This window comes from Spongiactinospora rosea, assembly GCF_003315795.1.
In the GTDB taxonomy this organism is placed as follows: Bacteria; Actinomycetota; Actinomycetes; order Streptosporangiales; family Streptosporangiaceae; genus Spongiactinospora; species Spongiactinospora rosea.
On record NZ_QMEY01000021.1, the window covers coordinates 14,864 to 34,733 of the forward strand.

The following is a 19,870-nucleotide window of genomic DNA, read 5'->3' on the forward strand; positions in this document are numbered from 1 at the left end:
TAAGGGGGCGTTTGTGGATCTGACACAACGGGCCCGGCTTCTCCACCAGCAGGCCGACGATATCGCCGCCGTGCTCGTGTCCGCCGTCTGGGGCCATCTGCCCGGCTACGACGACGCCCGGATGGACGTCGAGGACCTGGCGAACGTGGTGGCGCTCAACGTCCGCGCGCTGCTCACCGCCGTGGCCGCGCGCCGCCTGCCGCGCGGCGAGGAGCTGGCCCCGGCGGCGGCCCTCGGCCAGCGCCGGGCCATCCAGGGCGTGCCGGTGGAAGGCGTGGTCGCCTCCTGGCACGCCGCCGAACGCGAGCTGCTGGAACGCTTCGCGGCGGCCGGCCCGCCACTCGACACCGTGGGCCTGATCGACCTGTCGCACCGGCTGGCCTCGGCCACCGACGCGCTGGCCGAGGCGTCCATCGACGCGTACCGGACCACCCGCACCGAGTCGGCGGGCCACCTGGACCAGATCGCCACCGACCTGGTCTCCCGGCTGGCCGGCGGCGAACCGCTGGACCCGGCCGACGTCGAAGAACGCGCCCGCCTGGTCGGCGTGCCCGCCCAGGTGCCGCACCGGGCGGCGGCGATCGGGCTGCCCCCAGACGCCGGGGCGCTGGCCCTCACCCGCGCCCAGCGGATCATCCTGGACGCGGTGACGCCACGGCTGCGCAGCCGGTTGCTCGTCGGGGCCCGGGGTTCCACGCTGCTGCTGGTACTGGCCGACTCGCCGGGCATCGCCGACGCGTTCGCCCGCGCGGCCACCCGCCCGGGGGTGCCGGAGGGCCTGGTCATCGGCCTGGGCGAGCCGCGTCCCCGGCTGGGCGAGGCGGGCGGGTCGTGCCGGGAGGCGATGTCGGCGCTGGAGGCGGGCCTGCGGACGCGGGCCGACCGGGTGGTGGTGCCGTTCGAGCGGGTCGTGCCCGAGGTGCTGCTGCTCGGCAACCCGCTGGACGCCCGGCTGCTGGCCGACACCATCCTGCGCCCGCTGCGGCCCAGCCCGGCGCTGATCGAGACGCTGCGGGTGTTCCTGACCACCGGGCTGTCCACGCGGGTCACCGCCCAGCGGCTGGCCATCCACGAGAACACCGTCAGCTACCGCGTTCGCCGCATTCTGACGCTGCTCGGCGCGGGTTCGGCGGCCGATCTGGTGCGCCCGGACATCCTGCTCGCGCTGCGCGCCGAAGAACTGCTGCCGTACGACGCTCCGCGGATCACACCCGGCTGAGCAGGTCGCCGGTCAGCGTGCGCAGCCGTCCGGCGGCGGCGGGGTCGAAGGCGGGGCCGTCCATGGCGATCCGCTCGCCCTGGACGTAGGCGCTGACCTGGTCGGCGGGCGGGTCGGTGAGCAGGGCGAGGATCGGCACGACGGCCTCGTCGACCGGCTGGGCGACCGCGCGGGCGCGTTCGATCGCGGCGACGGTCTCGGCGTCGTACTCCCCGGAGAAGCTGGTCGCCACGCCGCCCGGGTTGACCAGCACGTAGCGGGTGCGGCCGGGCCGGGCGCCGTGGGCGACGCCGAGCAGGTCGTTCAGCCTGCTGGCCTGCAGGATCGCGGTCATCATGGCGTAGCCGTCGCGGAGCTGGAGATCGCCCCAGTGGATCTCCCCCGCGTCCACCCCCGGAGCGCACACGTTCAGTACGACGGGCCGCGCGGCCCGCTCCAGCGGCACGGCGAGCGCGTCGGCGAGGATGTGACGGCTCAGGTAGTACAGCGCGAACGTGTTCTCCAGCCCTTCGGCCGTCTCCAGGCGGGTGCTTCGCCCGTGCTGCGCGCACATCACCAGGCCGTCGATCACCGGGAAGCGCTCGGCGATCTCGCCGGCCACCCGGCGGGTCTCGGCGACCAGGCTGAGATCGGCCCGCAGGAACACCGCGTCCCCCGCGTCGAGCAGGCTCTTCCCACGTTCGGCGCTGCGGCCGACGACCACCACGGTGTCGCCCGCGCGCAGCCTGGCCAGGGCCATCGCCCGCGCGATGCCATCGGTGCCGGTCATGACATAGGTGCTCATCGGCCCACCTCTAAGGTAAGTCATCGAACGCTGACAAAGGTGAACGTACGGGACCGGCGGCTAACATGTCAACGATCGATGACGGAAGGGACGGCCGATGGGCGAAGGACGCAGACGCGACCGGGAGGCCACACGGGCCGCGCTGCTGGCGGCGGCGAGGGTCCGTTTCACCCGCGAGGGGTACGAGGCCGCGAGCGTCCGGGACATCGCCCGCGACGCCGGGGTGGACGCCACCCTGATCTTCCGCTACTTCGGCTCCAAGCAGGGCCTGTTCGACGAGGTGGCCAACGCGGGCGGCCAGGAGGGCGCGGCCGTGCTCGACGGTCCGGCCGGTGACCTGCCCTACCTGCTGTTGCGTTCGGTGGTGTCCCAGGACTGGCGGCAGACCGGCGGCGAGCACCCGTTCGTGGCGATGCTGCGCTCCTCCGCCCACGAGCCCGCGCACCGGCGGATGCAGGAGCAGATCTGCGGCGGCTTCATGAAGGGCCTGGAAGAACTGGTCGAGGGCCCCGACCCCGCGCTGCGCGCGGAGCTGCTCGGGGCCCTCGTCCTCGGCATCAGCGTGGCTCGGTCGGTGGTCCGCTCCCCCGCCCTCGCCGACGCCTCCTACGACCAGATCGAGCCGTACTACCGGCGGCTCGCCGAAGCCCTCCTGGGCCCCGGAGATCGCGAACGGTCAGCACACACCGGGTCAGCACAAACCGGGTCAGCACAAACCGGGTCAGCGCAGACCGGCGAAGAACGCGCGGACGTCGCCGGCCAGTAGCTCGGGGACCTGGTGGGCGGCGTAGTGGCCGCCCTGGTCGTAGGTGTTCCAGGCGGCGATGCGCGCGTGGTCGCGCTCGGCGAACCTGCGGATCGACTTGAAGTCGTCGCCGAACTGCGCCAGCCCGATCGGCACGGTCGTCGGCCCGGTGGGCGGGGTGGCCTTGGCGTCCTCGTAGTAGAAGCGCATCGAGGAGGCCGTGGTGCCGCACAGCCAGTGCATCGCGATGTTGGCCAGCGCGAAGTCCGGCTCGACGTCCTCGCCGAGAAGCTGCCCGAACCAGCCCGCCACGCCCGCCGGGGAGTCGGCCATGGCGTGCGCGAGGGTCTGCGGCTGCTGGGCCTGAAGCTGGTTGAAGGCCCCCATGTTCTCCCAGAACCACTGCAGGTGCGCGATGGCCGCCTGCTCGTCCTCGGTCAGGTCGGCCGGCTCTGCGGGGTCGCCGGAGGGGAAGGAGAAGATCTGCGTGACGTGGACGCCCGCCACCCGGTCCGGGGCGATCCGGCCCAGCTCGGGGGAGACGAACGAGCCGCCGTCGTTGCCGGCCGCGCCGTACCGCTCGTAGCCGAGCCTGGCCATCAGCTCGGCCCAGGCGGCGGCGACGCGGTAGCGGTTCCAGCCGCGCTCGGTGGTCGGGCCGGACGGGCCGAAGCCCGGGATGGACGGGATGACCAGGTCGAACGCGGTGGCCGGGTCGCCGCCGTGCGCCCGGGGGTCGGTGAGCGGGCCGATCACGTCCAGGTACTCGACGATCGTGCCGGGCCAGCCGTGCGTCAGGACCAGGGGGAAGGCATCCGGCTCGGGCGAGCGTACGTGCAGGAAGTGCACCTCGTGGCCGTCGATCTCGGTGGTGAACTGCGGGTGGGCGTTGATCCGGGCCTCCAGCGCCCGCCAGTCGAACCCGTCGCGCCACCGCTCGACCAGCGCCCGGACGCGGCTCACCGGAACGCCGTAGTCACCGCCGGCGCCGGGCAGCTCCTCGGCGAAGCGGGTGCGGTCCAGCCGCGCCTGGAGGTCGTCGAGGTCGGCCTGCGGGATGTCGAGACGGAACGGCTTGATCACAGGAACTCCTTGGCAGTTATCCGGAACGGAACGTTCTGCTCTCACTCTAGCAGAACGGAATGATTCGTTCTACTGCTACTCTGGGGCGTATGAACGCACCCATGAGCGGGCGCCGGGCGCAGGCGGCCCGCAACGACGAGGTGATCCTGCAATCCGCCCGGGCCGTCTTCGTGGCCGATCCGAGCGCCCCCATCGCGGCGGTCGCCGAGCACGCCGGAGTGGGCATCAGTGCCCTCTACCGGCGATACCCCTCAAAAGAGGAGCTACTTCGCAAGCTCTGCCTTGACGGGCTGAAGCGCTACAACGCCGAGGCGGAGGCCGCGCTTGCGGTGCTCAACGGCGGCGGCGACCCGTGGACCGCGTTCGAGGGGTTCCTGCGCGGGCTGACCGACGCCGACACCCACTCCCTGACGCAAAACCTGGCGGGCACGTTCACGCCCACCGACGACCACATGCGCGAGAGCGCCCGCGCCGAGGAGCTGAACACGGCACTGTTCGACGCGGTCAGGAACGCCGGGGTGATCCGCCCGGACATCGAGCTGAACGACCTGACCATGCTGCTCGAACAGCAGACCGCGATCAAGATCGGCTCACCCGAGCGGATCTCCGAGCTGCGCCACCGCTACCTCACCCTCACGCTGGACGCGCTGCGCGCCGCCCCCGCCCCGGCCACGCCGCTGCCGGGCAGCGCCCCCACCGCGCGCGAGCTGGGCGAGCGCTGGATGCCCAGGCACAAGCCGTAGCGGGTCATGCCCTGGACCTCGGAACGGCCCCGGATATGATCGGCCGGTGGCCGAGACGCACGATCTGGTGCTCCGTGGCGGGCGAGTCCTCGATCCGGAGACGAATCTCGACGCCGTGGCCGACGTCGGCGTGACGGGAGACGTCATCACCGCCGTCTCCACGACGCCCCTGCACGGCCGGCGCACGCTCGACGTGTCCGGGCTCGCCGTCGCGCCCGGCTGGATCGACATGCACAGCCACGCCCAGACGCTGGCCGGGCACCGGCTCCAGGCCCTCGACGGCGTCACCACCGCCCTTGAGCTGGAGGCCGGGGCCACGCCGGTGGCCGAGGCGTACGACGAGGCGACCGCCGAGGGCCGTCCGCTCAACTTCGGCTTCGCCGCCTCCTGGACCCAGGCCAGAATGGCGGTCATCGGCGGCATGCCGCCCGGCGGCGGCATCGGCGCGACGCTCAGCCGCGTCGGCGACCCGCGCTGGCAGGCCCCCGCCACCGGCCGCGCGCTCGACGAGATCCTGGAGCTGCTCGGCGGCGAGCTGGCCAACGGCGCGCTGGGCATCGGCATCCTGATGGGCTACGCGCCCGGCGTCGCCCACGAGGAGTACGCGGCGGTGGCCGCACTGGCCGCGGCGGCGGGCGTACCGACCTACACGCACAGCCGTGACCTGGTCGAACGCGTGCCCGACATCCTCATCGACGGAGCCGAGGAGCTGACCAAGGTCGCCGCCGAGACCGGCGCGCACATGCACTACTGCCACGTCAACAGCACCTCCACGCGGCAGATCGACCGGGTGCTCGGCCTGGTGGAGAAGGTCCGCGCCGAGGGCGCGCGGGTGTCCACCGAGGCGTACCCGTACGGCGCGGGCATGACCGGCATCGGCGCGTCGTTCCTGGCCCCCGAGCGGCTGGCCGAGTGGGGCATGACGCCGAGTTCGATCGTGTACACCCCGACCGGCGAACGCGTGGCCGACGCCGCCCGGCTGGCCAGGCTGCGCGCCGACGACCCCGGCGGGCTGGCCATCATCCACTCCCTGGACGAGCGGCTGCCCGCCGACCGGATCTTCCTGGACCGGGCGCTGCTCGCCGGAAGCACCGTGATCGGTTCTGACGCGATGCCGCTGACCTGGACCTCCGGCGTCCCTGACCCGTACGCCTGGCCGCTGCCGAAGGCCGCGGTGACCCACCCGCGCACGGCGGGCACGTTCTCCAAGGTGCTGCGCCACTACGTGCGCGAGACCGGGGCGCTGTCGCTGCTGGAGGCGGTCCACCGGGCCAGCACGCTGCCCGCCCGGGTGCTCGGCGAGTCGGCGCCCGCGCTGCGCCGCAAGGGGCGCGTCCAGGCCGGGTGTGACGCCGACCTGGTGGTCTTCGACCCGGCCACGGTCACCGACCGGTCCACGTACGAGGACAGCACGCGTCCCTCGGCCGGATACGCGCACGTGTTCGTCGCGGGCGAGGCCGTGGTGAGCGACGGCGAACTCGTGCTTTCGGCACTGCCCGGGCGGCCGATCCGCCGCTGAGAGCGGCGATTTGGTAGCTGAAAACGTTTAGAATCCGGTTGGCGAACCTTTAGCACGGTTGGCCAGAACGGTCGGCGAGCCCCTGGCACGGTCAGTGAATCCTCAGCAGACGACGCGGGAGGTCGCGGTGAGTCATCCGCCTCCCGGGCACTATCCGTGGATACCGCCGCAGCCTCCGCCGGAGCCGCCGCGCCGCGAGATGCCCAGGCACCTGGCCATCGCCCTGGTGGTCATCGGGATCATCCTGGCGGTGCTGTCGGTCGCGGGCGCGCTGGCCATCGTCTACACGGGCGGCATCACGCCGGCGACCCCGACACCGGTGGCCACGGCGGAGCCGGACGTAGGGCAGGAGTTCGTCCCATCCGATCCGGGGGTGTCCGATCCCTCGCAGCCGGCGGCCGCACAGGTCGCCGTGCCCGATCTGTCCGGGATGGACGGGGCCACGGCGCGGGCCACGGTGACCCGGCTGGGGTTCACGTCCGTCACGGCGCGATCCACGGACGGCACGCAGGTCACCCAGGAGAGCCAGTACCGGGTGGTAGCGCAGTCACCGGGCGCGGGGCAGCAGGCCACCACGGACACGCCGATCGTGCTGATCCTCGGCGGCGGCGGCACGCAACAGCCGCCCGCGCAGGAGCAGCAACAGCAACCTTCCGGGCAGAACCAGCAACCGCCCGCACAGAACCAGAACCAGCAGCCGGTGGATTCTCAGCCGCAGTCCGCGCCGGTCGGGTTGCGCACCGAGCCGCACTCCCGGTACGCCACCTGCGAAGAGGCCAACGCGCACGGCCACGGCAACTACCGCAGGGGCGAGCACCCGGAGTACAAGTGGTACGTCGATCGCGACGGCGACGGCGTGGTGTGCGTGTTCTGACGCCCGCGGTTGCCGGGGTTCAGTCCTTCGGGCGTACGAACAGCTCCAGATGAGAGCAGCGGGTGCAGCGGAACGCGTCGATGATCCAGCGCGGCTTGCCCATTCGCCGGGCCCCGCCGAAGATCCCGCGTTCCAGCGGACCTGGGATCCACCGCCCGTACCCCTGGGACGCCTCTCCGTTGTCCTCGATGAAGCCCGGCTCCAGATCGGCGCCATCGCACTGGGTGCATCGCATGCGCATAACTCTGACAGGTTCCGGCGTCCCGGACGAGAGGGACGATTCAGGCCTGCCAGGGAGTTGCCGGGGAGTTAGGGGCCTGCCCGGGGCGGCACGCGCGTCACATGCATGATGGCGGCCCGCCCGGGCAGGGTCAGGAACGCCCTTCGCGGGGCGGTAGGTGGGTGTCGAGCCAGTCGAGTTCGGCGAGCAGGCGGTCGGGTGGACCGGCGAGGGAGGGATCACCGAGGGTGAAGTCGAGGACGTCGCGGGTGGCCTGGTAGCGGGTGGCCGCGAGGAGCCGGGTGCGGACCACCGGGTCGCGTGCCGCGCCGGCCTCGATCACTGTGGTACGGGCCAGGTCGGCGAGGTGGGCGGCGAGGGAGTGCGCGCGGCGGTAGTCGCGCCGCCGTACCGGGGAGCACAGCCAGCGCACCGAACCGGCCACGGCGCCCGGGCCGCGCCCGCTCGCCATGTGCCGCAGGACTCCGGCCAGCGCACCGGGCAGCGCCGCCTCGGCGGCCCGCCGGCGGCACTCGCTCTCCAGCGCGGCCAGCCGATCGACCCGGGCGCGCAGGCGGACGAGCAACAGCCGCGCGAACATCTCGGTCAGTTCGCGGTGGCGGCTGACCAGCCGGGGCTCCCAGGTGGTGCCGCGTTCCACGGTCGGCACGTCGGGCCGGTCGCCGACGACCATCTCATGGGCGCTGACGGTACAGGCGTAGGTCAAGGCGAGAGAGACGTCTCGGGCGCGTTTCTTCGGCTGAACCTTCATGATCGTGCATGCGGGTGACTGCTGTGTACAGGGACGATATTCATGGCCCTCCTGAGGGATATGCTGCGCGGATGGCCGTCATGGCGGGGTAGCCGGGTACCTCAAGTATCTCAGGTGTTGGACGCCCGTGCAGGCGACACCCCTCTCAAAGCACCGCAAACGCCCGCGGGGCACCGTCGGCCTAAGGGCTGGGCGCGGGGGTAAATGCGCTGGTACACGGCCTCAGAAGGGGAACGGTATGCGCGCCATAACGGTTAAAACCAGCCAGCCCGGGTCACTACGGGTCGAAGAGGTTCCCGATCCCGTGCCGCACGAAGGCGACCTGCTGGTGCGCGGGCTGGCGCTGGGCATCTGCGGCACCGACCGGGAGATCGTCAACGGCGAGTACGGCTGGCCACCGGAGGGCGCGGACCGGCTCATCCTCGGACACGAGTCCCTCGGCCAGGTCGTCCAGGCCCCCGACGGCTCCGATTTCGCCGAGGGCGACCTGGTGGTGGGCGTGGTACGCCGTCCCGACCCGGTGCCGTGCCCGGCGTGTGCACGCGGTGAGTTCGACATGTGCCGCAACGGGCGTTACGTGGAGCACGGCATCAAGCAGATCCACGGGTACGGCAGCGAACTGTGGACCGTGGAGGCCGGCTACGCGGTCAAACTGGACCCGGCGCTGGAACGCGTCGGGGTGCTCATGGAGCCCGCCACCGTGCTCGCCAAGGCGTGGGACCAGATCGGGCGGATCGGCGCGCGGGCCTGGTACGGGCCGAGGAGCGTGCTGGTCACGGGGGCCGGGCCGATCGGCCTGCTGGCCGCCATGATGGGCCGGCAGCGCGGCCTCGAAGTACACGTGCTGGACCTGGCCGAGAAGGGGGTCAAGCCCGCGCTCGCCACCGACCTGGGCGCGACCTACCACACCGGGACGATCCCTGACGCGGTCGGCGAGACCAAACCGGACATCATCATCGAGGCCACCGGCGTCGGGCGGCTGGTCTTCGACGCGATGGCCAACACGGCGGCGGCCGGGATCGTCTGCCTGACCGGCGTGTCCGCCACCGGACGCCCGCTCCAGGTGGACGCCGGGTCCATCAACCGGGACATCGTGCTGGAGAACGACGTGGTGTTCGGCTCGGTCAACGCCAACCTGCACCACTACCGGCTCGCCGCCGAATCGCTCGCCAAGGCCGACCGCGGCTGGCTGGAGCGGATGATCACCCGCCGGATTCCGCTGGAACAGGCCCAGGAGGCGATGGCCCCCGGCCCCGACGACGTCAAGGTGGTAATCGATCTGACCGCCTGAGTTCGGGGGTGACGCTGCGCCGTTCCCGTCCTGGATGCAGGATTGGTCGAGTAAATCGAGTGAAATGGCGACGACGCGAAACGGCAAGGAGCCGATATGGCGGACAAGGCAGTCATCGGAGTGACCGGCCTCGCGGTCATGGGCCGCAACCTGGCCCGTAACCTCGCCAGGCACGGGCACGTGGTGGCGCTGCACAACCGGACCGTGGCCCGTACGAAGGCGCTGGTGGAGGAGTTCGGGCACGAGGGCCGGTTCGTGCCCGCCGAGACGGCGGAGGAGTTCGTCGCCTCCCTGGAACGCCCGCGCAGGCTGGTCATCATGGTCAAGGCGGGCGCGCCGACCGACGCGGTGATCGAGGAGTTCGCCCCGCTGCTCGAACCGGGCGACATGATCGTGGACGGCGGCAACGCGCACTTCGCCGACACCCGCAGGCGCGAGGCGGCGCTGCGCGAGCGCGGCCTGCACTTCGTCGGCGCGGGCATCTCGGGCGGCGAGGAGGGCGCGCTGAACGGCCCGAGCATCATGCCGGGCGGTTCCGCCGAGTCCTATCAGGCGCTCGGCCCGCTGCTGGAGAGCATCGCCGCCACGGTGGACGGCACGCCGTGCTGCGTCCATGTGGGCCCTGACGGCGCGGGCCACTTCGTGAAGATGGTCCACAACGGCATCGAGTACGCCGACATGCAGCTCATCGCGGAGGCGTACGACCTGCTCAGGCAGGGAGCGGGGCTGGCGCCCGCGGAGATCGCCGAGGTCTTCAGGTCGTGGAACTCAGGACGGCTCGATTCCTACCTGATCGAGATCACCGCCGAAGTCCTCGCGCACACCGACGCCAGGACCGGCAAGCCGTTCGTGGACATCATTCTCGACCAGGCCGAACAGAAGGGCACCGGGCGCTGGACCGTACAGACCGCGCTCGACCTGGGCGTACCGGTCAGTGGCATCGCCGAGGCGGTGTTCGCGCGGTCGGTGTCCGGGCACGCCGAGCTGCGTCAGGCGGGCCACGGACTGCCGGGGCCGCGCGCCGCAGCCGGGGACGTGTCTCCGGACGACGTGGAGAAGGCGCTGTACGCGTCCAAGATCATCGCGTACGCGCAGGGGTTCAACCAGATCCAGGCGGCCAGCGCGGAGTACGGGTGGGAGATCGATCCCGGCGCGATGGCGACGATCTGGCGCGGCGGCTGCATCATCCGCGCCAAGTTCCTGGACCGCATCCGCGGGGCCTACGAGTCCGACCCGCAGCGCCCGACGCTGCTCACCGACGACCACTTCACCCAGGCCCTCGGCGACGCCCAGAACGCCTGGCGCGGCATCGTCGCCACCTCCGCCCGCCTCGGCATCCCGGCCCCGGGCTTCGCCTCGGCCCTCGCCTACTACGACGCCCTCCGCGCCGACCGCCTCCCCGCCGCCCTCACCCAGGCCCAACGCGACTTCTTCGGCGCCCACACCTACCGCCGGGTGGACGCGGAGGGCTCCTTCCACACCCGCTGGGAGTCCGGCCGCACCGAAGAACCCGCCAATTGATTCACGTGAAACATCCGGGCCGGGCCGGGCCGGCCCAGCCCGGCCCAGACGGCATCTGGCGACTCGCGCGGACCGCATAGCGGTGTGTATCGGGTGAGGCGGACGGGTCACATGGAACGGACGGCAGGAGGGCGACCGGGTATGTCCGGCTGACCCGCTGTTACTCAGCGATCTACGCTCGCGCGATCTTTACCCGGCGTATGCCGACGTCAGCGGAGAAACCATCGGTTCTGTGATGGGCTTTCTCCTCTGAGGTCGGATGCGAAGGGCGGCGGCTGATCGCGAGGGGGCGGCGGCTTATGCGGAACGGGCGCGTCGGCAGGCATGGTGCCGAGAGCAAGGGGTTCGGCACGGGTAAGGGGTTCGCGCTCACCGCCGGGTCCGCCGTCCTCTGGGGGCTGGCGCACCTGGTGGCGTGGCGCGGGCGTACCGGGCTGGGCCTGATGGCCGCCCAGGCGGCGGTGGTGGTCGCCGCCGTCGTCCTGGTCACCGGCCACCGGGCCCGGCTGCTCACGCTCGCCGTGCAGCCCGGCTGGCTGACCGGCCTGGCCGCCGCGCTGGTCGCCGTGGCGCTGGTCTGGGTGTCGGTGATCGTGTGCTCGTGGCGGCTGGTACGGCCCGCCGACCAGCCCGCCGGGCCGCTGATGACCGCCATGGTCGGCCTGCTGTGCCTGGTCGTGGCGACGCCCACGCTGTTGCTGGCCCGGCTCGCGTACGTGTCCAGCGACCTGGTGACCAGCGTGTTCGCCCCCGGCCAGGGCAGCGGGCCGGACCCATGGGCCGGTCGGCGCCGGTTGAACATCCTGCTGCTCGGCGCGGACTCCGCCGCGGGCCGGTACGGCGTACGCACCGACAGCGTCACGCTCGCGACCATCGACACCGCGACCGGCCGGAGCGTGCTGTTCGGCCTGCCGCGCAACCTGCAACGCGTCCCCCTGCCGCCCGGCCCGGCCAGGGCCCGGTTCCCGTGGGGCTTCAGCGGCACGCCGCCGCACACCCCCGGGCTGCTCAACGAGATCTACCAGTACGCCGAGGAGCACCCCGAGATCGTCCCCGGCGCACCGCGCGGCCGATACGGGGCGACGCTGCTCAAGGAGACGGTGAGCGGCGTGCTCGGGCTGCCGGTGAACTATTACGTGATCATCGACATGCGGGGGTTCGCGCAGCTCATCGATGCGATCGGCGGGGTGACCATCACGGTCAAGGACCCGATCGTGTACGGCAGGCAGAACGAGGGGCACATCCCGGCGGGCACCCGCCGGCTGTCCGGGGAGGCGGCGCTGTGGTTCGGGCGCTCGCGTACCGACAGCAGCGACTATGTGCGCATGTCACGGCAGAAGTGCCTGCTCAACGCGGTCGTCCGGCAGGCCGACCCGGCCACGCTGCTGCGCAGCTTCGACGGGCTGGCGCACGCCGCGAAGCGCGCGGTGGCGACCGACATCCCGCAGTCGCTGCTGCCCGCGCTGATCGACCTGTCGGCGAAGGTCAAGGACGCGCCGATGAGCAGCGTGCAGTTCGTCCCGCCGTTGATCGACACGGCCTATCCCGACTACGCCCTGATCCGCCGCAAGGTCGCCCAGTCCCTCGCCGCGCTCGACTACCCCGTGGCCACCCCCACCCACTCACCGACCGGCCGACTCGCCCCGACGCTCGAACCCGCCACCCCCGCCCAGCCATCGCTGGAAGCGAGCGACCCACCCTGGCCATCCCTCGAACCCCACGACCCCTCAGCGGGCCTGACCCCCACATCAAGCGGACCGCTGACGCTCGGCGCAGGTGATCCGGCATGGTCGCCTGGCCGCGCGGTCGGCTTGGGCCGTACGCCGAGCGACCTCCTCCAGCCCTGGACCCGGCCACTGACGCGGGGAACAGGCGATCCGGCGTGGGCGTCACCCGCGCGCCGGGCCCCCTTGACGGGCTTGGGCCGTACGCCCAGCGACCTCCTCCAGCCCTGGACTCGACCGCTGACGCCGGAGCGCGGGGCCGCTTCGGCGGGCTTGAGGCGCGCGTCGAGCGGTCTGTTCCGGCTTTGGGGCGGGGCGGGCGATCCTGTTCCGCCACCGTACGAGCCGGACGGGCCGCCTCGTCCGGCGTCGGGGCCGGATGAGCCGGCTGACGGCCCCATGGCAGATTCGGGGCGTACGCCAAGGGACCGTGACCGGCCGCAGGCCGAACCGCCGGGTGATCGGCCGGATGATCCAGCGGCCGAGCCGGGCCGGGCGTCGAAGGACAGGTCCGGGTCGGGCGATCCCACCCGGCCGTCGGCCAGGCGTACCTGGGCACCGGCCGAACCGGACGCTCCCACGCGCACACCGTCCGCACGGACGGACCAGCCCCGGCCCTCGGTCGGTGCCACCGCCACCCCGTCGCCGCGCCCGAGCCGCCCACGTCGCCCGAACCGCGAAATGCGCACGCCCACCGCGATCCCGGCCCCGCCCTCCGTCAGGGAGGATGGCTGGTATTCGCCGGCCCCGGTGTACCCCACCGCACCGGACCTCGCCCCGAATACGGACTCCCTTGACACCGCCTGTCAGTGAACCCTTGCCACCCCTCTCAACAATCATATATGATCTTATATGAATGCGATTACCGGCAGTCCCTGAACTGCGAGGAGTCGAGATGCCCCCCACCAAAATCACTCTCGACCGGGAACACCGCCGCGTCGTACTCGCCGCAATGGTCGGCACGACCATCGAGTGGTACGACTTCTTCATCTACGCGATCAGCACCGGGCTGGTCTTCGCCACCCAATTCTTCGGCGGTGCCGGAAAGAACGCCCTTCTCGTATCCTTCGCGACGATCGGAATCAGCTTCTTCTTCCGCCCCCTCGGCGCCATCGTCGCCGGTCACCTGGGCGACCGCGTCGGCCGCCGCGCCATGCTCATTTTCACCCTCCTGCTGATGGGCGTCTCCACGGCGCTGATGGGCCTGGTGCCCTCCTCCGACGCGATCGGCGCGGCCGCCCCGATCCTGCTGGTCCTGCTGCGCATCATGCAGGGCCTCTCCGCGGGCGGCGAGTGGGGCGGTGCCGCGCTCCTCGCGGTCGAGCACGCCCCCGCCGACCGGCGCGGCCTGTACGGCGCGTTCCCGCAGATCGGCGTGCCGATCGGACTGCTGCTCGCGAACGGCGTACTGGCCGCCACCGCCGCGATCACCGGACCGGACCGGTTCCTCGACTGGGGCTGGCGGATCCCCTTCCTGCTCAGCGTCGTGCTGATCGTCTTCGGCATGTACATCAGGACCCGGGTGACGGAAAGCCCGGTGTTCGAGGAGGTCAAGAAGACCCGGACGCAGTCCAGCGTCCCGCTCGTCCCGCTGTTCAAGCACCACTGGACTCTGGTGATCGTCGGCGCGCTGCTGTTCGCCGCCAACAACGCGGTCGGGTACATGGCCACCGGCGGGTACATCCAGTCGTACGCGGTCAAGACCCTGCATCTCGACCGCACCACCGTGCTGGCCGCCGTGATGATCTCCGCCGTCGGCTGGCTGGTGAGCACCATGCTCGGCGGGTGGCTCGCCGACCGGCACGGCCGGCTGCCCATCTACCGGATCGGCTTCGTCGTCCAGCTCGCCTGGATGTTCCCGTTCTTCGCGCTGGTCAACACGGCGAACCTGGCCCTGATCATCCTCGCCCTCGTCCTGTTCACCATCGGCCTCGGCTTCACGTACGGCCCCCAGCCCGCCCTGTACGCCGAGATGTACCCCACCCGGGTCCGCTACAGCGGCGCCGCCATCTCGTACGCCATCGGCGCGATCCTCGGCGGCGCGTTCGCCCCCACCATCGCCGAGGCCCTCCAGACCCGCACCGGCACGGTCTACGCCGTCGGCGTCTACCTCGCCATCGTCACCCTGATCGGCCTCATCGCCACATTCCTTGTCAAAGACCGCCCCGGCACCCCCTTCACCGAAGCCCCCACCCCCAAGCCCCTGGCCGAAGACCGCCCATAAGCCAGTACCCTTCTATACAGATTGCTGTATAGTTTGAGTATGGAGCTTTTGCACGGGGCCACCGAGGTGAGCGTCACCGAGGCCGCCCAGCAGGGTGTGGCCCGTCTGGTGGCCGATGCCGAGCACGGCGCCGATGTGGTGGTGACCCGCAGGCAGCGGCCAGTGGCGGCGGTGGTGAGCATGCAGCGCTTCCACGAGTTGGAGACTGCGGCGGCCGACCTGCGCGATCTGGCCTTGGTGCTGGCCCGCACGGTGACCGATACCGGGGAGCGGGTCTCGCTGGATGCCGTGCTGACCGCGTTCGGGCATACGCGCGAGTCACTGGCCGCGCTCCCTGACGACGAGTGACCCCGTGGCCGACGTCGTGTTCACCGCTGCTGCGGTCGATGACCTGCGGCGCATCGGCCCGGACGCCGTTCCCAGGGTGCTGAAGAGGATCCTTCTGCTGCGGGACGCCCCGGAAGCGGGCTACCCGCTCGGCGACGGACTCACCCGTTTTCGCAAACTGGTGGTCGGCCGCAACACCTGGCGGGTCGTCTACCGGATCGGCGCGGACAAGTCGGTGGAGATCTGTGAGATCTGGGCCGTGGGCGAGCGGGCCGACGCGGAGGTGTACGCGGAGGCGGCGGCCAGGGTCCGCGCGGCCGGTGATCAGCGGCCCGAGGCCGTGCTGCTCGGCCTGGTCATCGAGCGGCTGGGCACGGCGGCCGAGCGCGCCCGGCCGGCCGATCCGCCGCCCAGGGAGCCCGTCCCGGACTGGCTGGCGGACCGGTTGATCTACACCATCGGGCTGCCCCGTGAGCGGGTCGCCGCCCTCGACCTGCAGCAGGCGGTCGATCTGTGGGCCGACCACCGTTCGAAACGAGACCCGCTTCTTTAGGTGAGCGCTTCGTGCTCGGTGGTCCGGAGGGCGCGGAGGGCGGTGGCGGGGTGGTCGGCGAAGAAGCGGATCACCCTGGCCTCGGCCTGGGCGCCGAGGGGGCGGGTGATGGTGACGGGTTCGGCGAGTTCGACGGTGATGTTGGTCTGGGACGACACGGCCACGCCGAGCCTGCCGTCGGCCAGGCCGATCATGCCCTTCTCGTTGAGGTTGCGGGACGACCGGACCGAGGTGATCAGCTCTCTGGGGATGCGCAGGTCGAAGTACACGCCGTAGCGGATGCGCAGCTCGGTGGGGGTGATCACATGCGGGCGGGTGGCGCAGGCGGCGGCGAACATCAGGCCGTACAGGATGCCGTAGACGTCCAGCACCAGCACCGCGATCCGCAGGCCGGTCGGCACGTCCATGGCGGTCAGCAGTACGTCCAGCGCGACCGTCTCGATGACCATTGCCAGCAGCATGATCAGCGTCATCGTGGCCTGCTCCCGGGCGTACAACACGGCGACGCCGCCCCGGGGCACGCCGTGCCGGCGGCGGGCGAGCCAGAGGCCCAGGCCGGCCATGCCGCGCAGCTCGATCAGCAGCAGCCGCCTGACCTGCACGGGCACCAGCGTGGCGAAGGCCCCGGCGAGCGCGGCCCGCGGTGCCGCGCCACGCCGCCGTTCCGCCCGGTAGAGGCGGCCGAAGGTGGTGACCTCGAAGGCCAGCGCCAGCGCGGCGGCGACCTCGGCCGCCACCAGTACGGGCGTCGGCAGGCGCACCCCGGCGACGAGCAGGACGAACAGCAGCAGTTCCCCCGGAATCACCAGGAACATCACGGCACGCGCGACTTTGAGCATCGGACCTCTCCTGCGGCTCGTCCGGCCTTGTGTCGATGCTCATTAGAAACGTTGACGTCGCGTCAAGGTCAAGCCCGCGCGCGGCGTCTCATCGGGTGAGGTGACGGCTGCCCGCCACGGCGATGATCTCCCCGTTGACGTGGCCGTTCGCGTCGGAGCCGAGGTAGGTGGTGAGGTCGGCCACGTCCTGCGGGGTGCAGATGCGGCCGGTGGGGGTCCTCTCGGCCTCGGCGTCCACCAGCTTCTGGCCGAGGCCGGGGTGGGTCAGCGCGCGTTCGGTGAGCGTGAATCCGGGGCGTACGACGTTGGTCAAGATGCCGTGCCGGGCCTCACGCAGCGCGAACACCCGGGCCGCGGCCTCGATCGCGGACTTGCCCGCCGGATAACCGGCGGACACCGGTACCGGCTGGTCCACCACGTCCGACGAGATCAGCACGACGCGCCCCAGCCCCGGGAGCGCATCCCCGGGAACACCGTTTCGGCCAGCCGTACCGTGCCCGCGACGTTCACGGTGAGCGCGCGGACCAGCGTATCCCAGGTCTCCTGCCGATCGGGCCAGGCCACCGCGTTGCCGACCAGGACGTCGACGCCGCCGAGCCCGGCCTCGACGGTGGCCACGGCCTCGGCCATCGAGCCGGGGTCGCCCTGGTCGAGGCGTACGCCGAGCGCGGTGCCCCCCGCCTCGCCGATCGCGCCGACGACCTGGTCGGCGCGGTCCGGCCGGGAGTGCCAGCCGACGGCGACCTTGGCCCCCTCGGCGGCGAAGGCGGTCGCGACGGCCGCGCCGATGGCACCGGAACCGCCGGTGACCAGTACCACCCGACCCCGCACACGAAGATCCATCGGTGCTCTCCTTCAGGGTAGATAGCCGACGAACTAATAGCCGACTATACATCGATAGGGTGGGTGGTATGGAGTTCGCCGAGGTCGTCAGGATCAACCGCACGCTGAACAAGGGGGCCAAGCTCTACCGGGCCGCCAAAGCGCGCAAACTGGCCGCCCTCGGCCTGCACCCCGGCCAGGATGTGCTGCTGTGGGTGCTCGCCGAGGCCGGTGACGGAATGACGGTGTCCGAACTGGCCGCCCGCCTGGGCATCGAACCGCCCACCGCCACCCGCAGCCTGGCCCGCATGGACAAATCCGAACTGTTCCGCCGCGTCCCGGTCCCCACTGACCGGCGGCAGGTCCGCGTGGTGACGACCGAACGCGGCCGGGACCTGATCCCCGCCATCGAACGCGCCTGGGCGGAGCTCGCCGAAGAGACCCTCGGCCACCTGCCCGAGGAGACTCGAATGCTGGTGATCGCGGCCCTGGAGGAGGCCAACGACCGCCTCCGCCACATCGTCGGCGACGCGGCCGCGGCCGTCCTCGCCGACGACTGAGCCATCGGCCGCGACATCGGCTGCGCCGTCTACGGTGGGTGGGGCCGTTGTTCTGTCCTGGATATTTCGTCTTCTGGTGGCCCGACGGCCGGCAGACCCTCCGGATCGTGCCGGTCGGTCGCTTAGGGAAACGCCGGATGCGCGGCCATCGGTCACCGCTCCATCAAATGGCGTGCTGTCTTTTGTCAGCCGCCCATGACCTCAGATCCGTGGTCCTGATGGTCGGCCACTGGACGGCCGCACGTCGTACTCACCCGCTTTGACATGCGCGATGAACGACGCCCAATCGCCCCTACCGAACACCAGCGCCCCACCGGCGCGGTTCTTGGTGTCGCGCACGGCGAACGCCCGCCGTACACCCGCCGCCGCATCCCCACCCGGGAGAGCGGCCACTTCAACGCAGTTGGTGTGCCCGTTACTGCGACTGCTCTTGCGCCAGACGGCGTTCGAGAGATCGACATTGTGCATGGTTGACTGCCACCTCACTGTTCGCATTTCCCCGGAAAGTGGTCGGTTGAGTGCCGTGCCCGATTCTTACGGAACCCCATCTGGTAGCGCTGGATTTCATGTGATTTGTCCAGATGTGGCAGTCTCCCGGAGAACTCTGGACACGCCCTCATGCCGTCTTTCCCGCGCTGTGCGAAGTTCCGGCAAACCCCCGGCCCAGCACGGACATGGGTCGGGGGCTGCGGGTGGTCAGAGCCGGACCGAAATCGGCCGGCGGCTCAGTCCGCGCGGTGGAACTCCGCCAGTTGGGCGGCCTTCGGCGAATCGCTGGTCGCTTCGTACCAGTGCGGGTAGGTCACGTAGACCAGCTCGGTGGGCTCCTCGGTCCGGTAGACCACCTTCGCCCCGGCGCGCAGGTAGATGATCTCCCCGGGTCCGGCGGCGACCGGCCCGTTCTCGCCGTCCACGATGAACCGGCCCTTGGTCACGATCAGGGCCTCGTCGTAGGTGACGGTCCAGGGGTTGCTCTCGGCGCCCTCGTAGCGGGCGTAGCCGACCGACATCTTCACATCGTTGGAACCGTCAAGCACGTCCCCCAGGAAGATCTTCTGCTCGCCGCGCTGCCACCAGACATCCGGCGAGCCGACCGTGAACTTCTCGACGGCGTCGTTCCTCGCTGCCATGATCGCTCCTCGATGAATCGGAATGCGTTCCGCTTGGTGTAACCGGAATGCGTTCCGGATGTATTCCTCCCTCCATGTAGGGTCTGGGGGTGAAGGTGCTGATCTCTGTTGACATGGAGGGCATCTCGGGGATCGTGCATCCCACCGAGACGAATCCAGGGGGCTACGACTACGAGCGCGGCCGGGCCTTGATGACGGCCGAGGCGAACAGCGTGATCGCCGGGGTACTGGACGCCGAACCGACCGCCACCGTCCTGGTCGCCGACGCGCACGGGCCGTTCCGCAACATCCTCCCCGAGCAGCTCGACCGCCGGGCCCGCCTGGTCCGCGGCAAACCCCGCCCCCTGGGCATGCTCGCCGGCCTCGACGAGCACACCGACGCGGCCATGCTCATCGGCTACCACGCCCGCGCGGGCGGCGGGCCGGGGCTGCTGGCGCACACCATGAACGACGACATCCTGGACGTACGCGTGGCGGGGCGTTCGATGGGCGAAATCGGCCTCAACGCCGCCATGGCCGGGCACCTGGGCGTCCCAGTCGTACTGCTCAGCGGCGACGACGCGGCCGGGGCCGAACTGCACGAACTGGTCCCCTCGGCCGTGACCGTCGCGGTCAAACACTCCCTCGGCCAGGCCACCGCCATCACCCTGCACCCCGAGGAGGCCCGCGAGCGGCTACGCCAGTCCGCCGCCGACGCCATCAAGCGGTACACGCAGATCCCACCGCTCGCCATCCCGGGACCGTTGGACGTCGAGGTCGATCTGCACAACCCGCTCACGGCCGACCTGGCAACGCTGGTGCCAGGTGTCTCACGGGCTGCGGGCGGCCGTACGGTCGCCTTCACCACCCCGGACTTCACCGACACCTACCGGCTGCTGCTACTGCTCGGCCAGCTCGCCACGATCAAACCCGGGTAGCAA

At 71.2% G+C, this 19,870-nt stretch carries 20 protein-coding genes and 1 pseudogene; 13 read left to right on the top strand and 8 right to left on the bottom strand.

All coding sequences use genetic code 11. The features are described 5' to 3' along the window. Window positions 1-13: 13 nt before the first annotated feature. Complete coding sequence (locus DP939_RS33645) at window positions 14-1,219, top strand: PucR family transcriptional regulator (RefSeq protein WP_113984886.1); 1,206 nt, start codon at window positions 14-16, stop codon at window positions 1,217-1,219. Here DP939_RS33645 and DP939_RS33650 read toward each other — a convergent pair. Then, entirely contained in the window at window positions 1,206-2,003 is a 798-nt protein-coding gene (locus DP939_RS33650) for an SDR family NAD(P)-dependent oxidoreductase (RefSeq protein ID WP_113984887.1), read from the bottom strand. The two genes, DP939_RS33645 and DP939_RS33650, sit on opposite strands and share 14 nt — an antisense overlap. A gap of 97 nt (window positions 2,004-2,100) precedes the next feature. On the opposite strand from DP939_RS33650, the gene DP939_RS33655 reads away from it, so the two are divergent. Then, window positions 2,101-2,769, top strand: a complete 669-nt coding sequence (locus tag DP939_RS33655) for a TetR/AcrR family transcriptional regulator (RefSeq protein WP_113984888.1) — start codon at window positions 2,101-2,103, stop codon at window positions 2,767-2,769. Here DP939_RS33655 and DP939_RS33660 read toward each other — a convergent pair. Then, window positions 2,725-3,831: an epoxide hydrolase family protein gene (locus DP939_RS33660; protein WP_113984889.1), complete on the bottom strand. Its 1,107-nt coding sequence runs from the start codon at window positions 3,829-3,831 to the stop codon at window positions 2,725-2,727. The two genes, DP939_RS33655 and DP939_RS33660, sit on opposite strands and share 45 nt — an antisense overlap. 89 nt (window positions 3,832-3,920) lie before the next feature. Here DP939_RS33660 and DP939_RS33665 point away from each other — a divergent pair, with 89 nt between their 5' ends. The 3 genes from DP939_RS33665 (at window position 3,921) to DP939_RS33675 (ending at window position 6,967) form a co-directional block, all read left to right on the top strand. Then, a complete protein-coding gene (locus tag DP939_RS33665; RefSeq protein WP_225878668.1) occupies window positions 3,921-4,574 on the top strand; it encodes a TetR/AcrR family transcriptional regulator in 654 nt (217 codons plus the stop codon). A 46-nt stretch (window positions 4,575-4,620) separates the two neighbouring features. Beyond that, window positions 4,621-6,093 (top strand): amidohydrolase family protein, encoded by a 1,473-nt coding sequence (locus tag DP939_RS33670; protein WP_113984891.1) that lies wholly within the window; start codon window positions 4,621-4,623, stop codon window positions 6,091-6,093. A 127-nt stretch (window positions 6,094-6,220) separates the two neighbouring features. Continuing rightward, window positions 6,221-6,967, top strand: coding sequence for an excalibur calcium-binding domain-containing protein (locus DP939_RS33675; RefSeq protein ID WP_147268239.1), 747 nt, complete (start codon window positions 6,221-6,223; stop codon window positions 6,965-6,967). A 19-nt stretch (window positions 6,968-6,986) separates the two neighbouring features. On the opposite strand, the gene DP939_RS33680 is transcribed toward DP939_RS33675, so the two are convergent. Both DP939_RS33680 and DP939_RS33685 read right to left on the bottom strand, forming a co-directional pair. Then, a complete protein-coding gene (locus tag DP939_RS33680; RefSeq protein ID WP_113985019.1) occupies window positions 6,987-7,202 on the bottom strand; it encodes a hypothetical protein in 216 nt (71 codons plus the stop codon). Between the two features lie 136 nt (window positions 7,203-7,338). Further along, complete coding sequence (locus tag DP939_RS33685) at window positions 7,339-7,959, bottom strand: hypothetical protein (protein WP_147268240.1); 621 nt, start codon at window positions 7,957-7,959, stop codon at window positions 7,339-7,341. 238 nt (window positions 7,960-8,197) lie between these two features. Between DP939_RS33685 and DP939_RS33690 the strand changes: the two genes are divergently transcribed. The 6 genes from DP939_RS33690 to DP939_RS33715 all read left to right on the top strand — a co-directional run bounded on the left by DP939_RS33690 (window position 8,198) and on the right by DP939_RS33715 (window position 15,599). Next, window positions 8,198-9,250: a glucose 1-dehydrogenase gene (locus tag DP939_RS33690; RefSeq protein WP_113984894.1), complete on the top strand. Its 1,053-nt coding sequence runs from the start codon at window positions 8,198-8,200 to the stop codon at window positions 9,248-9,250. A gap of 96 nt (window positions 9,251-9,346) precedes the next feature. Then, on the top strand, window positions 9,347-10,771 hold the full coding sequence (gndA, locus tag DP939_RS33695; RefSeq protein ID WP_113984895.1) for an NADP-dependent phosphogluconate dehydrogenase: 1,425 nt from the start codon (window positions 9,347-9,349) through the stop codon (window positions 10,769-10,771). A gap of 299 nt (window positions 10,772-11,070) precedes the next feature. Continuing rightward, complete coding sequence (locus tag DP939_RS33700) at window positions 11,071-13,308, top strand: LCP family protein (protein ID WP_113984896.1); 2,238 nt, start codon at window positions 11,071-11,073, stop codon at window positions 13,306-13,308. A gap of 82 nt (window positions 13,309-13,390) precedes the next feature. Then, window positions 13,391-14,719, top strand: coding sequence for an MFS transporter (locus DP939_RS33705; RefSeq protein WP_113984897.1), 1,329 nt, complete (start codon window positions 13,391-13,393; stop codon window positions 14,717-14,719). 39 nt (window positions 14,720-14,758) lie between these two features. Then, on the top strand, window positions 14,759-15,067 hold the full coding sequence (locus DP939_RS33710) for a type II toxin-antitoxin system Phd/YefM family antitoxin (protein ID WP_113985020.1): 309 nt from the start codon (window positions 14,759-14,761) through the stop codon (window positions 15,065-15,067). Window positions 15,068-15,071: 4 nt separating this feature from the next. Continuing rightward, entirely contained in the window at window positions 15,072-15,599 is a 528-nt protein-coding gene (locus tag DP939_RS33715; protein ID WP_113984898.1) for a type II toxin-antitoxin system RelE/ParE family toxin, read from the top strand. Here the strand turns inward: DP939_RS33715 and DP939_RS33720 are convergent. Then, window positions 15,596-16,438, bottom strand: coding sequence for a hypothetical protein (locus DP939_RS33720; RefSeq protein WP_113984899.1), 843 nt, complete (start codon window positions 16,436-16,438; stop codon window positions 15,596-15,598). The genes DP939_RS33715 and DP939_RS33720 overlap by 4 nt on opposite strands. 172 nt (window positions 16,439-16,610) lie before the next feature. Next, window positions 16,611-17,281 (bottom strand): annotated as a pseudogene (locus DP939_RS49430) (SDR family oxidoreductase); the annotation flags it as partial. Window positions 17,282-17,349: 68 nt separating this feature from the next. On the opposite strand from DP939_RS49430, the gene DP939_RS33730 reads away from it, so the two are divergent. Next, window positions 17,350-17,820, top strand: coding sequence for a MarR family winged helix-turn-helix transcriptional regulator (locus tag DP939_RS33730; RefSeq protein ID WP_113984900.1), 471 nt, complete (start codon window positions 17,350-17,352; stop codon window positions 17,818-17,820). A gap of 201 nt (window positions 17,821-18,021) precedes the next feature. On the opposite strand, the gene DP939_RS33735 is transcribed toward DP939_RS33730, so the two are convergent. Then, complete coding sequence (locus tag DP939_RS33735) at window positions 18,022-18,288, bottom strand: DUF397 domain-containing protein (RefSeq protein WP_113984901.1); 267 nt, start codon at window positions 18,286-18,288, stop codon at window positions 18,022-18,024. 257 nt (window positions 18,289-18,545) lie between these two features. Then, window positions 18,546-18,950: a cupin gene (locus tag DP939_RS33740; RefSeq protein WP_113984902.1), complete on the bottom strand. Its 405-nt coding sequence runs from the start codon at window positions 18,948-18,950 to the stop codon at window positions 18,546-18,548. 89 nt (window positions 18,951-19,039) lie between these two features. On the opposite strand from DP939_RS33740, the gene DP939_RS33745 reads away from it, so the two are divergent. After that, entirely contained in the window at window positions 19,040-19,867 is an 828-nt protein-coding gene (locus tag DP939_RS33745; RefSeq protein ID WP_113984903.1) for a M55 family metallopeptidase, read from the top strand. The last annotated feature ends 3 nt before the right edge of the window (window positions 19,868-19,870 follow it).

Coding starts and splice junctions, on each gene's coding strand:
- DP939_RS33650 (WP_113984887.1), bottom strand. CDS start 2,003: ATGAGCACCTATGTCATGACCGGCACCGATGGCATCGCGCGGGCGATG.
- DP939_RS33655 (WP_113984888.1), top strand. CDS start 2,101: ATGGGCGAAGGACGCAGACGCGACCGGGAGGCCACACGGGCCGCGCTG.
- DP939_RS33665 (WP_225878668.1), top strand. CDS start 3,921: ATGAACGCACCCATGAGCGGGCGCCGGGCGCAGGCGGCCCGCAACGAC.
- DP939_RS33680 (WP_113985019.1), bottom strand. CDS start 7,202: ATGCGATGCACCCAGTGCGATGGCGCCGATCTGGAGCCGGGCTTCATC.
- DP939_RS33685 (WP_147268240.1), bottom strand. CDS start 7,959: ATGAAGGTTCAGCCGAAGAAACGCGCCCGAGACGTCTCTCTCGCCTTG.
- DP939_RS33690 (WP_113984894.1), top strand. CDS start 8,198: ATGCGCGCCATAACGGTTAAAACCAGCCAGCCCGGGTCACTACGGGTC.
- gndA (WP_113984895.1), top strand. CDS start 9,347: ATGGCGGACAAGGCAGTCATCGGAGTGACCGGCCTCGCGGTCATGGGC.
- DP939_RS33700 (WP_113984896.1), top strand. CDS start 11,071: ATGCGGAACGGGCGCGTCGGCAGGCATGGTGCCGAGAGCAAGGGGTTC.
- DP939_RS33705 (WP_113984897.1), top strand. CDS start 13,391: ATGCCCCCCACCAAAATCACTCTCGACCGGGAACACCGCCGCGTCGTA.
- DP939_RS33710 (WP_113985020.1), top strand. CDS start 14,759: ATGGAGCTTTTGCACGGGGCCACCGAGGTGAGCGTCACCGAGGCCGCC.
- DP939_RS33720 (WP_113984899.1), bottom strand. CDS start 16,438: ATGCTCAAAGTCGCGCGTGCCGTGATGTTCCTGGTGATTCCGGGGGAA.
- DP939_RS33730 (WP_113984900.1), top strand. CDS start 17,350: ATGGAGTTCGCCGAGGTCGTCAGGATCAACCGCACGCTGAACAAGGGG.
- DP939_RS33735 (WP_113984901.1), bottom strand. CDS start 18,288: ATGCACAATGTCGATCTCTCGAACGCCGTCTGGCGCAAGAGCAGTCGC.
- DP939_RS33740 (WP_113984902.1), bottom strand. CDS start 18,950: ATGGCAGCGAGGAACGACGCCGTCGAGAAGTTCACGGTCGGCTCGCCG.